17 protein-coding genes and 1 pseudogene are annotated in these 12,972 nt (G+C 41.7%); 13 read left to right on the top strand and 5 right to left on the bottom strand.

Annotated features, from left to right (window positions below):
• Positions 1-115: 115 nt before the first annotated feature.
• The 9 genes and pseudogenes from KUA46_RS04310 to KUA46_RS04270 form a co-directional block, all read left to right on the top strand.
• Positions 116-406, top strand: a pseudogene (locus KUA46_RS04310) (RHS repeat-associated core domain-containing protein); the annotation flags it as partial.
• Positions 407-422: 16 nt separating this feature from the next.
• A complete protein-coding gene (locus KUA46_RS04305) occupies positions 423-887 on the top strand; it encodes a hypothetical protein (protein WP_218486487.1) in 465 nt (154 codons plus the stop codon).
• A gap of 41 nt (positions 888-928) precedes the next feature.
• Positions 929-1,774 carry a PDDEXK nuclease domain-containing protein gene (locus KUA46_RS04300; protein ID WP_153139165.1) on the top strand — a complete coding sequence of 282 codons (846 nt, stop codon included), beginning with the start codon at positions 929-931 and terminating at the stop codon, positions 1,772-1,774.
• Positions 1,775-2,031: 257 nt separating this feature from the next.
• On the top strand, positions 2,032-2,469 hold the full coding sequence (locus KUA46_RS04295; RefSeq protein WP_153139167.1) for a hypothetical protein: 438 nt from the start codon (positions 2,032-2,034) through the stop codon (positions 2,467-2,469).
• A 296-nt stretch (positions 2,470-2,765) separates the two neighbouring features.
• The gene (locus KUA46_RS04290) at positions 2,766-3,032 is read left to right on the top strand and encodes a hypothetical protein (RefSeq protein WP_151200685.1); all 267 of its coding nucleotides are present in this window, start codon (positions 2,766-2,768) and stop codon (positions 3,030-3,032) included.
• A 13-nt stretch (positions 3,033-3,045) separates the two neighbouring features.
• On the top strand, positions 3,046-3,564 hold the full coding sequence (locus tag KUA46_RS04285; protein WP_218486486.1) for a hypothetical protein: 519 nt from the start codon (positions 3,046-3,048) through the stop codon (positions 3,562-3,564).
• 403 nt (positions 3,565-3,967) lie between these two features.
• Complete coding sequence (locus KUA46_RS04280) at positions 3,968-4,486, top strand: DNA-binding protein (RefSeq protein WP_218486485.1); 519 nt, start codon at positions 3,968-3,970, stop codon at positions 4,484-4,486.
• Between the two features lie 286 nt (positions 4,487-4,772).
• Positions 4,773-4,862: a smalltalk protein gene (locus tag KUA46_RS04275; RefSeq protein WP_287799070.1), complete on the top strand. Its 90-nt coding sequence runs from the start codon at positions 4,773-4,775 to the stop codon at positions 4,860-4,862.
• Positions 4,863-4,878: 16 nt separating this feature from the next.
• Positions 4,879-5,316 (top strand): N-acetylmuramoyl-L-alanine amidase, encoded by a 438-nt coding sequence (locus tag KUA46_RS04270; RefSeq protein WP_006846748.1) that lies wholly within the window; start codon positions 4,879-4,881, stop codon positions 5,314-5,316.
• 105 nt (positions 5,317-5,421) lie between these two features.
• Here the strand turns inward: KUA46_RS04270 and KUA46_RS04265 are convergent, their stop codons facing one another.
• The gene (locus tag KUA46_RS04265) at positions 5,422-7,050 is read right to left on the bottom strand and encodes an ATP-binding protein (RefSeq protein WP_153139703.1); all 1,629 of its coding nucleotides are present in this window, start codon (positions 7,048-7,050) and stop codon (positions 5,422-5,424) included.
• A gap of 327 nt (positions 7,051-7,377) precedes the next feature.
• Between KUA46_RS04265 and KUA46_RS04260 the strand changes: the two genes are divergently transcribed.
• The 3 genes from KUA46_RS04260 (at position 7,378) to KUA46_RS04250 (ending at position 8,744) form a co-directional block, all read left to right on the top strand.
• Complete coding sequence (locus KUA46_RS04260; protein ID WP_334670713.1) at positions 7,378-7,914, top strand: DNA-binding protein; 537 nt, start codon at positions 7,378-7,380, stop codon at positions 7,912-7,914.
• Between the two features lie 286 nt (positions 7,915-8,200).
• Positions 8,201-8,290: a smalltalk protein gene (locus KUA46_RS04255; protein ID WP_022120265.1), complete on the top strand. Its 90-nt coding sequence runs from the start codon at positions 8,201-8,203 to the stop codon at positions 8,288-8,290.
• A gap of 16 nt (positions 8,291-8,306) precedes the next feature.
• The gene (locus KUA46_RS04250) at positions 8,307-8,744 is read left to right on the top strand and encodes an N-acetylmuramoyl-L-alanine amidase (RefSeq protein ID WP_153081464.1); all 438 of its coding nucleotides are present in this window, start codon (positions 8,307-8,309) and stop codon (positions 8,742-8,744) included.
• 113 nt (positions 8,745-8,857) lie between these two features.
• Here the strand turns inward: KUA46_RS04250 and KUA46_RS04245 are convergent, their stop codons facing one another.
• The 3 genes from KUA46_RS04245 to KUA46_RS04235 all read right to left on the bottom strand — a co-directional run bounded on the left by KUA46_RS04245 (position 8,858) and on the right by KUA46_RS04235 (position 10,714).
• Complete coding sequence (locus KUA46_RS04245) at positions 8,858-9,319, bottom strand: hypothetical protein (protein ID WP_117586891.1); 462 nt, start codon at positions 9,317-9,319, stop codon at positions 8,858-8,860.
• Positions 9,316-9,570: a hypothetical protein gene (locus tag KUA46_RS04240; protein WP_117586890.1), complete on the bottom strand. Its 255-nt coding sequence runs from the start codon at positions 9,568-9,570 to the stop codon at positions 9,316-9,318. Before KUA46_RS04240 ends, KUA46_RS04245 begins: the two co-directional genes overlap by 4 nt.
• Before the next feature lie 244 nt (positions 9,571-9,814).
• Complete coding sequence (locus KUA46_RS04235) at positions 9,815-10,714, bottom strand: YitT family protein (protein WP_006846749.1); 900 nt, start codon at positions 10,712-10,714, stop codon at positions 9,815-9,817.
• Positions 10,715-10,895: 181 nt separating this feature from the next.
• Here KUA46_RS04235 and KUA46_RS04230 point away from each other — a divergent pair, with 181 nt between their 5' ends.
• Positions 10,896-11,492: a phosphoribosyltransferase gene (locus KUA46_RS04230; RefSeq protein ID WP_006846750.1), complete on the top strand. Its 597-nt coding sequence runs from the start codon at positions 10,896-10,898 to the stop codon at positions 11,490-11,492.
• A gap of 59 nt (positions 11,493-11,551) precedes the next feature.
• Here KUA46_RS04230 and KUA46_RS04225 read toward each other — a convergent pair whose 3' ends face one another.
• Positions 11,552-12,871 (bottom strand): YihY/virulence factor BrkB family protein, encoded by a 1,320-nt coding sequence (locus KUA46_RS04225; protein ID WP_218487757.1) that lies wholly within the window; start codon positions 12,869-12,871, stop codon positions 11,552-11,554.
• Positions 12,872-12,972: the final 101 nt, after the last annotated feature.

The following is a 12,972-nucleotide window of genomic DNA, read 5'->3' as shown; positions in this document are numbered from 1 at the left end:
GCTAAAAGCACTACCTTTGAATGCTGTTAAATATGGTAATGTTCAAAGTCACAATTTGTGATTTTAGAAAAATGAATATAAATATGACAGATAAAATAGAAAAAAGGAGGCAACCTTTGCAGTGCCGTACAATGGCGAGGACAACAACGACTATGTGGATGGCAAGGGCTTCTGCTGCAATGACGGCAGCTTGGAGGCTGCTCAGACACGAGCTTTAGCGAGAGCTGCAAAGAATAACTTCCAAGAAGGCGATACATACGAGAAGATGCAGTTCTACTACCCCCCAGACCATTTGGGTAGCAATAGTTACATCACCAACCTTAACGGCGGGGTGGTGCAGCATATTGAGTATGTACTTTTCGGTGAGGTTTTCGTTGAGGAACGCAATAACATTTCAAATAATCCATTAAGAAGAGAGAGAAATGGCAAAAGATAGGATGCTTTATATGAAATTATGTTTTGTAGTAATAGTCTTTGGACTATCTTTTATTATTTGTAACAAGCATTATATTAAGTATAGTGCTTGTTACAAGCTTCCGATACCTAAAACTCCATTTTATCCAGATGCTTATAAATTTGTAAATACAAAAGAAGAGCTTTTGTCAAATATGAAATTAATTAATAATGCAATAAAAGTAGAAGCCATTATTGATACAAATAAACTTGATTTTAACAATCATACATATCTCTTTGTGTTTGGCGCACCAATAAAAAAAATGTACTATAGTTTTAAGACTACATTATTTGACGATAAATCTCCGAGTTACGCAAAGGCTATAAGACATAAGAAAAAATGTGTATTTATAAATTATAATATTCCAACAGGGTACACGTATTTGTATGAAATAAAAAAAGACGAGACCCTTACTGGTTTCAATGGAATATAAGAAATTCATTGAATTGACAAAGAATAGAAATCCGTGGATTATTGTTTATCCACGGATTTCTATTTCTTCGCCTGTATATAAGTATAGGGCGTTATGTGTCTATCAATTTACAGCAAGCACATTGGGGCGCAAAAGCTCTTGATAGTATTAGTGAGAGATTGCAACGTGAATTACCAGGATTAAGAGGCTTTTCTTCAGGCAACTTGAAGAAAATGCGTATCCTCTATGAGGAATGGCAATGCCTTTCAATTGGTTCGCCATTGGCGAACCAATTACAACAGCTTGAAAATAAGATAGAAGAAGGTGTTGAAATAGGAGAAAAGACACTCCTTTGTATTAACAGACCTATAGGGTCAGCAGACTTGCGTATAGAGGATTTTGTGGGCATTAGTTTCACTCATCATATGGAAATTTTGCATAAAACTACCACTTTAGATGAGCGCATCTACTATATACATCAAGTGAACCTGTATCATTGGAACAAGTACGTATTACGGAAATACTTATCAGATGACCTATATCACCATCAAGGCAATATGCCTAACAATTTTCCGAAAGCGATACCAGACATTAAGCAATCAATGAAAACAATATCAATGTTTAAGGATGAATATTTGCTTGATTTCATCAATACTGAAAATTTGGGACAACTATGTACATATCTACAGGCATTAGACCTTACTGTTAAAAAGCCACACGAAAATCCTTCTATTGGTATTGTTTTATGCAAAGAAATGAACAAGGCCTTTGTTGACATTGTTGTAAGGAACTACGACAGCCCAATGGGAGTAGCGACATATAAAACCAAACAGGATATGCCTGAAGAATTACAGAAGGCTTTGCCTGATTTGGATAAGATGAAAGATCTGTTTTGCAAATCGTTGTAAATGTGTATTCACATTATATAAAATACGTATTAAGGAGTAAGGCTATAATGTTCTTACTCCTTTTTTCATTTGTACAACGAGTGAAGCGATTAATAAAAGTGCAATCACCGCAATAATACTATTGATTTTACGTTCTTTTTAAAGAAAGGGGTTGTGCAATAGTGGCTTAAAGGCTAAAAGCACTACCTTTGAATGCAATAATAAGTAACAACACGTTTAAGGTCACAATTTGTGACCTTAAAAATAAAGATAGAAATATGGCAGAGAATATAGAACATCAAGATAAAGGAGAACTGGTCGCAAATTGTGACCGGTTCAATAGTTTGAAGCACTCAACAGTTCGCTCATATGCTTTTACAGAACAGGGAGTAGCAATGCTCTCTACTGTTCTCAGAAGTGAAACGGCTATTCGTATAAGCATACGTATTATGGATGCATTTGTTGCAATAAGACGTTTCATGGTGACAAATGCAGAAGCTTTCCAACGTCTTTCAACAATGAAGTACCATCAATTGGAAATGCAGCAACACTTGCAAGAATCCGACAATCGTATAGAAGACCGCTTCCTTTGTATAGACGATGATGTATATCACATAGGTGCATCCATTAAGGACTTAGGCAAAAAGTGGTTGGGTTTCTCCAAGATGGAGATACTTACACCAGACGAATTGGTGGAAAGAATCAACAGGGGATAAGAAAAAATCAGAGTTTCTATTGAATATGGAAGAACTTTTCAGATATTATTTGAGTAATATTATTATTCTTCGTATCGGTACAGGCTTACGTTATCTATGGCTACGCTTTGTTAGGCATCGCAAGATTTCTTACCGAACCCTTTATGAAGGTAGTAAATCGAAGAAAACATCAGAATTATCTAATTTTGAGAATGAAATGTCAAATCGGGCATGGGGATGTGGCTTTATTCTTTTTGTGATATTCTTAATTATATTTTTACGCAGATTTTTATAATAGACATACAAAAAAAATGATTATGCAACAGACATTGTTTATCGTAATACTAGCCGTTGCCATTGCTTTCGTTTTGGCGTACAGGTGGAAGAAAAAGGCAGAAAACAAAATGGACAATATGAGCCTTAATTATAAAAGCAAGCAGCAAATATTCTTTCTAACAAAAGCTGATATAGTCAAGATGATGACTGTTGTTGAAAGAAAAATTCCTATAAAATATGCCCTAATTGGAGCATTTAAACAGGAGACGATAAGAAGAGAAAATACCATATCAAATTTTTCTATATGAATTCACTATGTTTATGTGTAAAAGAATAAAATTTTGGCTTTGCAAACTTCTCTATTCCCATAGAAAAAAGTCTTGTTGCATTTCCTTTTCATCAAAAGGTTTCAAGGTGATAACTCTCTATCGGATTTTTGAGGGATGCCAAGTAGAAGATAAACCAATTATCTTTCTTCCTGCTACAGCATCCGAGGAAGAATTGGCCAATGCGATATTTTTCTGTTTGGGTAAAAGTAGTATGGTCATACGAACTTCAATAAATTCCACATCCGCTTATCTGAAGTTTATTAAAGAACGTTCGTTGAAAAGTTACTATCAACAATCCGTGGCTTGCATAGTAAAGTTGAATGTTCAAACAGGCATAATTCATTTAGAACTTTGGCAACAAGCTGATGATGGTAGAGGAATGACTCCTTGTCATGAACAGAGCCTTATGGCATTTGATGTAAAAGGCAATAGTCAACTTCTCGCCAAGTATGTCATGGAAATCTTAAGTGAAAGATTAGCTTTGAAAAAGGATAAGGTAACTATGGAATAAATAATAAGAATTGTAGCAAGAGAATAAACAAATGGATTCTGATAGTCTTGGCGATAAACATAGGTTTGCTGTGTTTTACAATATATGCATTTAGGCAGTACCAGCATCGGCAGGAAATTGTTAAGTTCGCACATTAATATTATTTCTTGTTTCCATAATGCGAATCGTCTAATTACGGCAAAAATACGCTAAATACCTGATACAACAAAAACTTTTTTCGATTTTAACATAAAAAATACCACTTTTTTCAACCTTTTTTTCCCGAATCCCTGCAAATCGCACAAATCGCATAGTTGGGGGTTCGGGAATGTTGTATCTTTGTATCGTCAATCAGAGAGGTTGATGCAGCAACGGTCTCGGCGGAGACACAGACTGCTTTTACTAAAACTAAATTTTTAAAAGTATGATTCTCATCAAATTAGCGAAGAACAAGAACAAGACAATCAAGGAAGCGTATGGCAAGTATTATGCGCGACCAGTAGTAACAGAAACCATCGGCATCGATGAACTCGCCGAACACATGGCGAGCCACAACACCCCGTTCTCGAAGGGTGCCATCAAGGGCCTTCTCACCGATATGGTGAGCTGTGTGAAGGAGCTCGTGCTCCAGAACAAGGCAGTGAAGATAGACAACCTCGCCATCTTCTCCATCGGCATCATCAACAAGATGGGAGCCGCCAGCATCAAGGAGTGGAGCCTCGCCAAGTTTGTAGAAGGCTACCGCCTCAGAGCCCGTGCTACCGGCAAGCTCAGCAACACCCAGCTCTCTCTCGATGCCAACGCCAAGAACGCTATGGATCTCCTCAACTCCAGCGAGAGCGCTGCAGGCGATACCACCACTGGCGATACCACACAGGGCGGCGGTACATCACAAGGCGGCAGCACCGACGGAACAGGCGACAGCGGAGACGGCCTGGAGTAGTAATCCGTCTCTCAAATATGCGAAACGACAGAAGAAGGAAGGAATGAACTGACCGGCGACAGGGATATTCCGAAGGCACAAAGCGGCTGGTTTTCATCCTGACGATTACGGATAAACAGCAAATCATAATGACCCAAGAACCTGCCTTTTACGGGTATCCGGGCCATCAGTTACTCCCCCGCCCTTCTTCTTCCAGAAACGCTTACTGAAACTAAATTTCAACCACTAAAACAAGCATGTGACTATCATTATCCACTTAGTATTAATCATTAAAAAACAAAGCAAAATGAAAAAAGTAAATTGGAAAGCCATCATCAACTTCCTCATCACGGTATTAACAGCTGTAGCCAGCTCATTCTGTGTACAGAACTGCTAAAAGAAAGGAGGTTGCCATGACACAGAAACATCGTAGCATTTCACTCATCGTGATCCACTGTTCTGCCACGAGAGTGACTCAGGATTTCACATTCGAGCAGTTGGAGGCCTGCCATCTTGCCCGCGGTTTCAAGAGTATCGGCTATCATTATTACATCACGAAGGATGGTGTGGTATATCCGGGTCGTCCGGAATCAGAGGTAGGAGCCCATGCCCGTCATTACAATGCCCACAGCATCGGCATCTGTTATGAGGGAGGTCTCGACAAGAACGGCAAGCCTGCCGATACGCGCACTCCAGCCCAGAATCAGGCTCTGTATTCGCTTCTGGAGAGCCTCTGCCTCTCCTATCCTGATGCAGAGATACTGGGCCACCGCGATTTGCCGAACGTTCACAAAGACTGTCCGTCGTTTGATGTCAAGCGATGGCTGAAGTTGGTAGATTTCCACATCTAGCCGAATTTCGGAAAGGAGTTCATCATATTTATTTTTTTAAGTTGATTCAAGCCCCACAGGTATTATTCCTGTGGGGCTTTTTCTGTTTCATCGGCGTTATATGGACTATTTATCTGAAAAATCACTGAGCTTTCGCAAGTTTTTGCCCTTAGACTTCCAGTCGTCAATCGTCCCCGTCTTAGACGAGAAATTGCAGCCTATCAGGTAAATCGTTCTGTTGTCTGTAGCATACTCACGGACATATCCTTTTTCCTCGATTTGTTTCAAGGCTTCAGTTGCTGACCCATCACGCTTAAATTCGAAGATATATACAAACATTGGGGTCTCAATAATGCAATCAACCCGTCCTTCACTTTGCTCCTTTTCTATTAGAACGGTAAAACTGCTTATCATGCGAATCACCAGATAGAAGGTATATTGAAAGTATCGCTCTTTTTCCCGCTCGTCATCTTTACGACGTTGGCTATAGGGTATACTGGCGAAGAAGGAAGTGAGTAGTTTCTCCAATTTGTCACAATCTCCCATCTTCATCGTATTAACAACTTCTACGACCCAAGCGTCAGGCGATTCCTTGGGCTTCAGATAGTTGGCAGCCACCATGGTTACGAAACCAGCTTTTACTTCATCATTTGGAAAATCCAAGAGATAAGAATCGGTATCCATGTTCCAATCCTTAATGGTAAGATAACCACTCTGGTAAATCATTGGCAATGGAGCCTCTGTATCCGCCTTGTAATCTATAAAACTGCTGGTAGGATAAAATTTCCCTGTCAGTTCATTGAGGTTTTCGTCGAAGTGAGCTAATAAGCGGACCAGATAAGTAGGCGAACCTGTACGGAACCAGAAATCACTCAGGATTTTCTTGCTCAGTGAGTTCAAGATACTGAAAGGATTGTAGATGTCGAGCATGCTTGGGCTGAAATGGTAACCGTCATATTTGCGCTTGAGCCGATATTTCATCTCATCCTCAGACACTTTATATCTTGCAGCCATTGCCTTGATTTGCTCATCAAAGACAGAATACAGTTCCTCTTCCGTGATGCCGCAAAGAGCCTCGTAGCGGTCGTCCATGCTGATGTCATCTGGTTGGTTGAAACCACTGAATACGCTTACTTGCGAGAACTTGGTAACACCTGTCAACAGCACGAATTTCAAATCTCTGTCAGCAGCCTTGAAGACACTGTAGAAACCTTTCATGATTTCACGATGTCGGTCTTCCAGCAAACGTTCGTTGCCTTCAGAATCGAAGGTCTTTAACCCTGTGTCTAAAACATCCAGTAAAGGTTTGTCATATTCATCAATCAGGACAACGGCGCCAAGTCCTGTCTTTTCGTGGGCAGCTTTCAAAACAGCCATAAATCTGTCTCCCAAGGTGTTGGCCAATGGGTTTCTGCCATAATTCAGTTCTTGGGTTTCAACAAAAGTCTGCAAGGTTTTTTCCAATTCGCCTGCCTGTGTGAAGTTCTTGCCGTTGAAATCAATATGAAAAACAGGATATTGCTTCCATTCTTTTTCTAACTGTTCGATGGCAAGTCCTTTAAACAATTCTTTTTTTCCTTGGAAGTAGCATTCCAGGGTAGAAATCAACAACGACTTTCCGAATCGTCTTGGACGACTCAGAAAATATATATTCCCATTGTGTACTAAATCATAAATCAAGTCTGTCTTGTCAAGATAGACATAACCATCATCTCTGATTTTTCCAAAGTCTTGTATTCCTATAGGATATTTCATATTGTTGCTTTTTATTGAATTTTTGGCAAAGTTACGAAAAAAGTTGGTATCTGCAAAATAATGCGGAATAAAATGTCTTTATTTTCAGATAAAAGCAATTCTTATGCTATATATCCCTGCGCTCCGCTATACATCGTTGAAAGTTCAGTACCATAAAAAAATACCACTTTTTTCAACCTTTTTTCCCGAATCCCTGCAAATCGCACAAATCGCATAGTTGGGGTTCGGGAATGTTGTATCTTTGTATCGTCAATCAGAGAGGTTGATGCAGCAACGGTCTCGGCGGAGACACTGACTGCTTTTTACTAAAACTAAATTTTTAAAAGTATGATTCTCATCAAGTTAGTGAAGAACAAGAACAAGACAATCAAGGAAGCGTATGGCAAGTATTATGCGCGACCAGTAGTAACAGAAACCATCGGTATCGATGAACTCGCCGAACACATGGCGAGCCACAACACCCCGTTCTCGAAGGGTGCCATCAAGGGCCTTCTCACCGATATGGTGAGCTGTGTGAAGGAGCTCGTACTCCAGAACAAGGCAGTGAAGATAGACAACCTTGCCATCTTCTCCATCGGCATCATCAACAAGATGGGAGCCGCCAGCATCAAGGAGTGGAGCCTCGCCAAGTTTGTAGAAGGCTACCGCCTCAGAGCCCGTGCTACCGGCAAGCTCAGCAACACCCAGCTCTCTCTCGATGCCAACGCCAAGAACGCCATGGATCTCCTCAACTCTAGCGAGAGCGCTGCAGGCGATACCACCACTGGCGATAACACACAGGGCGGCGGAACCACTGGTGGCGGCGGTACATCACAAGGCGGCAGTACCGACGGAACAGGCGACAGCGGAGACGGCCTGGAGTAGTGATCCGTCTCTCAAATATGCGAAACGACAGAAGAAGGAAGGAGTGAACTGACCGGCGACAGGGATATTCCGAAGGCACAAAGCGGCTGGTTTTCATCCTGACGATTACGGATAAACAGCAAATCATAACGACCCAAGAACCTGCCTTTTACGGGTATCCGGGCCATCAGTTACTCCCCCGCCCTTCTTCTTCCAGAAACGCTTACTGAAACTAAATTTCAACCACTAAAACAAGCATGTGACTATCATTATCCACTTAGTATTAATCATTAAAAAACAAAGCAAAATGAAAAAAGTAAATTGGAAAACCATCATCAACTTCCTCATCACGGTATTAACAGCTGTAGCCAGCTCATTCTGTGTACAGAACTGCTAAAAGAAAGGAGGTTGCCATGACACAGAAACATCGTAGCATTTCACTCATCGTGATCCACTGTTCTGCCACGAGAGTGACTCAGGATTTCACATTCGAGCAGTTGGAGGCCTGCCATCTTGCCCGCGGTTTCAAGAGTATCGGCTATCATTATTACATCACGAAGGATGGTGTGGTATATCCGGGTCGTCCGGAATCGGAAGTCGGAGCCCATGCCCGTCATTACAATGCCCACAGCATCGGCATCTGTTATGAGGGAGGTCTCGACAAGAACGGCAAGCCTGCCGATACGCGTACTCCAGCTCAGAATCAGTCTCTGTATTCGCTTCTGGAGAGCCTCTGCCTCTCCTATCCTGATGCAGAGATACTGGGCCACCGCGATTTGCCGAACGTTCACAAAGACTGTCCGTCGTTTGATGTCAAGCGATGGCTGAAGTTGGTAGATTTCCACATCTAGCCGAAGCCAGAGGATATAGATGTCTATACTTAGAAAATTACTAAAAAAGGGTGTGTCATGCTGTTATGACACACCCTTTTTTAGTTTTAAGAACATAAACGCAGGCTAGTAAGTCAGCTAGGCGTATTAGAAAGAAACTCATCAACAAAAGACTGGGGAGTCATTATTTTGATTCGTTTATTATCTGAGACACCAACGAAGTCTTTAACATTGATAGTCAACAAAATGTCAGCACCACAATTAATAGCCGCCTGGTATTGATAACTATCTTCTAAATCTCTAAAGTTTTCATCCTCAACTCCTTGTTTCAGTCCAAATCTTGAAGCAGACGAAATTTGGAAAGTGTCAAGAATGCGGAGCAGAATTTTCCTTTCCTGTACTAAACGTTCAGGATTGTAGATACTCATTCTTCGTAATTGTTTATCCACGAGAAAAGTGATGGTGTAGAATCCTCCTTCAGACAAGAACAAAGTATGACTAGTAGATGCCAAGGTAAGAATTTTAGCCACAGCATCAAACAGAAGTCTTTTTTCTAAAAATTCCGTTATAATATTGGTATCACAAAAGATTTTCATATCCCATATTTTTCTTCCAGATACTCATCACGCAGTTCTTTATCACTTTTATCTGAAGCGAACATGCCGCCCATTTCTTCCCAACTGAACATTTTTGACTCAGCAGGAGCTTTCATATCTTCCTTTTCAGATATATCAACAACAATTTTTTGCAGGATTTTATTTACCCAATCCTCAATATTAAGTTTATCTTTTCTTGCAAAGATTGCCGCTTTGTCATATACATCTGGTCTTAATGTAATTGTTGCCATAATAATCTTTTTCTATTTAGCAATTGCAAAACTACATTTTTTTATTGAAAGTGCCAAATGAATTTGAAAAAAAATGCATTATTTTACTCTTTTTCCTCATATAACGGAATTTTTCCCGAATCCCTGCTAATCGTACAAATCTCTCAAATATGCGCAACGACAGAAGAAAAATAAGTGTTATTCATAGAAAATTACTAAAAAAAGGGTGTGTCATGCAGTTATGACACACCCTTTTTCTGTTTATCTATTTCTTTTTCGGCAAACCTATCTTCTTGCCTACCTTGAAACGGTCGAAACCTTCGCCATAAACACCGATGACGGCACTCTGGCTGACAAAGGCGGTAGGATCAATCTCGTCGATAAGACGGAATATCTTCTGAGACTCACGCTGACGCGCCAATACAAACAGCATGTGGACATCCTTGCCACTGTAACAGCCATGACCATCCATCACCGTACAACCTCGGTCGGCAGCAGTATTGATGGCTGCACTGAGCTCCAGATATTTGTCGCTGATGATGAAGAACTGAACCGAACGGCGCAACGCATTCACCACATGATCTACACAGAGCGACTGCACAAAGAGGCAGACATAACCGTAAATCACCATCTCCCAATCGCGCAATACCAGATAAGAACTGGTGATGATGCACAGGTCGCAAATCATGATGGCATGACCCAGGGAAATGTTCCAGTACTTGTTGATCATCGCCGCTACGGTATCAGAACCACCCGTAGAACCATTGCAGGAAAGACCCAGACCGGCACTGCTGCCCATGAAGAACGCACCGATGACCGTTGCCATGAACGGCTGGTCGTGAAGCAGCGGCGTCATGCCTACCGTATGCGTCTCTATCAGACGGGTAGTTAAGGCAAAGATACCAACACCATAGATGGTCTTCAGACAGAACTTATAGCCCAGAATGCGGAATGCGATGAGAAGCAGGAACACATTGAGCGCCAGATAAGATACAGATGCCGGGATGCCAAATCCCCAGTAAAGGATAGAAGCGATACCTCCTACACCACCCATCGTGATATGATTGGGAAGCAGGAAGATGTTCAAACCGATACTACCTTCTATCATCGCCAGGGCAATGATAACGTAGTCGCGGATTTCATGAAGTTTTGTTTTTCTCGTCATAAAAATATACGTATTTCTTAAAATGCGGTGCAAAGGTACTAAAAAATAAGTAAAAAAAGGGCAGCTACGTGAAATATTACTTAAAAAACAAATCTTTTTTATGAAACCGGCACATTAATTCGAAAAGATTTCCTATTTTTGCAGAAACTATGCATTATTAATAATCAAAAATTTCTAGTCTATGGCTAATTACGAAAATGAAATCAACTCGTGGCCAGTCCTGAAAAACGGACTGCACTACAAATGGCTTGTCGACTACGCTGCATTCAGCGCCTTCGGTACTTTTGAGCTCACAGCAGAGGAATGGGAAAAACGCGACCTTATCGTCAACTTTAAAGGTAACTCTGAGCTCACTACGGAGATGGACCATCAGGAAGCACTGAAGAAGGCTATCGAAATGGTATCAGACAAGCTGAAGAGTCTTTTGGGCGAAGAGGCAGCACAGTTTACCCTGGTCTGCATTCCTGCAGCTCTTGAGGCGCATACCAAGCGCCGTTTCAAGGAGTTCAGCGAGGAGATATGCAAGGCTACGGGCATGACCAACGCCTACCCTGCCTTCAGCTACACGCATGATGTAGATGAAGATGGCGATCCTGTAGATGAACTCCATATCGACGAGGCTTTCTTCCAGGGCAAAAAGATCATTCTCTTTGATGACATCATCGCATCCGGCAATTCGGTAGCCAAGTTTGCCGACCAGCTGGAGGGATATGGTGCCAAGGTTGAACTGGCGCTAGCACTGGGAAAAAAGATTTCTGACGGATATGACCAGAAATAAGATACTATAAATTAATAGTTTTTTAGGCACGGATTACCGTGCCTAAAAAAAACCGTTTATTAACAGAAAGCGATTTGCTTTCCCTTTTCTATGAACTCTGCATTCACGATGTCGATATCCTTCCACATCGCCATATCCGACTCCAATGCGGCCAGACTTGAGATATCCTCGCCAAAACTGAAGAGGCGCTCTATCATCACACCATAGGTAAGATGCTCTATCTTCTCTATCGGATGAAGAACCACTGATTCCTCAAAACTGCTCTTCTTACCATTCCGGATTTCTACCAGCAAACGGGCACGTAACAGTTCCTTAACCGACTGGTTGACAATCTGTTGAGGTATCTTCGTTAAATCATGAATTTCTTTCGGAGTATACGCCTGTTCGCCCTGATTGAACCGACGACATACCAGATGCATCACTACCCCACAAACCTTGATGCGCTGCACCAGTTTCAGGTAATCGTACTGCAAATCACCATCATAATAATGGATGTTCTGGTTGGTATGGCAAAGCAAGGCGCCAAACACTACGATAGCCCACGAAATCTGAAGCCATAACAGGAAAAGCGGAATGGCTGCCAGCGAACCATAGATGACATTGTAGCTGGACAGAAAAACCTGCAGATAGATATATCCATACTGAAGTGCCGTCATGCAGACACCCGCCAGGAACGATGGAACCAGGGTGCTGCGCACCCGGATATAGGTATTCGGGATGACATAATAGCAGAACACGAAGAACAGGAACATCGGAACAAAAGCCGCCAGATGAAGGATGAACGAAGGAATGGTATCACCGATATCCGCTATCCTGTCTACATTATCCACCATATTCACCGTCCATACATTGATGCTCGAAGCAAAGAGAATCAGCAGTCCCAGACCAAACAGAATGGTAGGATATTCGGTAACAATCTGCTTCCACGAACGCTCGCCCGTATGCCAGATATCATCGAAGGTAAGCTCTATCTTCTGCATCAGCGAAACGATGGTATAGAGAAACATCACGATACCCGTACCGATGATATAGTTGCTCTGCGTATTCTCGATATAATTGTGAACGAAGTTAACGATGGTCTGCGCCACAACGGGCTGTGCCTCGAAGGTGGTAGAGAGCCAGGATTCGAGCAGAGAGGCATAGCCGAAACCACGGGCTATGACAAACATCATTGCCATGAAAGGTATCAGAGCCATGAAGGAGGCAAAAGTCAAGGCTGCCACATCCCTGGCCCACATATCCTTGAGATAGAAGATGCGACCGGCAAGCATACCCATCTTGATCCAAGACTTGAGCTTGCCCCGGAAGTCTTTGATATTAGAAGAATTGAACTCTCTGATATCTTCATAAAAACCTAGTATTCTGTTTATTACCCCCATAAGCTTAAAGTATTGGTTTCACGATAAAACATCAAATCCCTCCACAACACCACCGGGATGCCGTGAAGGGATTTGTCTTAGTATAAATTGCTTCTGTTCTA

This window comes from Segatella copri (assembly GCF_019249765.2).
GTDB lineage: Bacteria > Bacteroidota > Bacteroidia > Bacteroidales > Bacteroidaceae > Prevotella > Prevotella copri_K.
The sequence above is the reverse complement of the archived record's forward strand: the minus strand, read 5'-3'. Positions and strand labels throughout refer to the sequence as shown.

Coding starts and splice junctions, on each gene's coding strand:
- KUA46_RS04305 (WP_218486487.1), top strand. CDS start 423: ATGGCAAAAGATAGGATGCTTTATATGAAATTATGTTTTGTAGTAATA.
- KUA46_RS04295 (WP_153139167.1), top strand. CDS start 2,032: ATGGCAGAGAATATAGAACATCAAGATAAAGGAGAACTGGTCGCAAAT.
- KUA46_RS04290 (WP_151200685.1), top strand. CDS start 2,766: ATGCAACAGACATTGTTTATCGTAATACTAGCCGTTGCCATTGCTTTC.
- KUA46_RS04285 (WP_218486486.1), top strand. CDS start 3,046: ATGTGTAAAAGAATAAAATTTTGGCTTTGCAAACTTCTCTATTCCCAT.
- KUA46_RS04280 (WP_218486485.1), top strand. CDS start 3,968: ATGATTCTCATCAAATTAGCGAAGAACAAGAACAAGACAATCAAGGAA.
- KUA46_RS04275 (WP_287799070.1), top strand. CDS start 4,773: ATGAAAAAAGTAAATTGGAAAGCCATCATCAACTTCCTCATCACGGTA.
- KUA46_RS04270 (WP_006846748.1), top strand. CDS start 4,879: ATGACACAGAAACATCGTAGCATTTCACTCATCGTGATCCACTGTTCT.
- KUA46_RS04265 (WP_153139703.1), bottom strand. CDS start 7,050: ATGAAATATCCTATAGGAATACAAGACTTTGGAAAAATCAGAGATGAT.
- KUA46_RS04260 (WP_334670713.1), top strand. CDS start 7,378: ATGATTCTCATCAAGTTAGTGAAGAACAAGAACAAGACAATCAAGGAA.
- KUA46_RS04255 (WP_022120265.1), top strand. CDS start 8,201: ATGAAAAAAGTAAATTGGAAAACCATCATCAACTTCCTCATCACGGTA.
- KUA46_RS04250 (WP_153081464.1), top strand. CDS start 8,307: ATGACACAGAAACATCGTAGCATTTCACTCATCGTGATCCACTGTTCT.
- KUA46_RS04245 (WP_117586891.1), bottom strand. CDS start 9,319: ATGAAAATCTTTTGTGATACCAATATTATAACGGAATTTTTAGAAAAA.
- KUA46_RS04240 (WP_117586890.1), bottom strand. CDS start 9,570: ATGGCAACAATTACATTAAGACCAGATGTATATGACAAAGCGGCAATC.
- KUA46_RS04235 (WP_006846749.1), bottom strand. CDS start 10,714: ATGACGAGAAAAACAAAACTTCATGAAATCCGCGACTACGTTATCATT.
- KUA46_RS04230 (WP_006846750.1), top strand. CDS start 10,896: ATGGCTAATTACGAAAATGAAATCAACTCGTGGCCAGTCCTGAAAAAC.
- KUA46_RS04225 (WP_218487757.1), bottom strand. CDS start 12,871: ATGGGGGTAATAAACAGAATACTAGGTTTTTATGAAGATATCAGAGAG.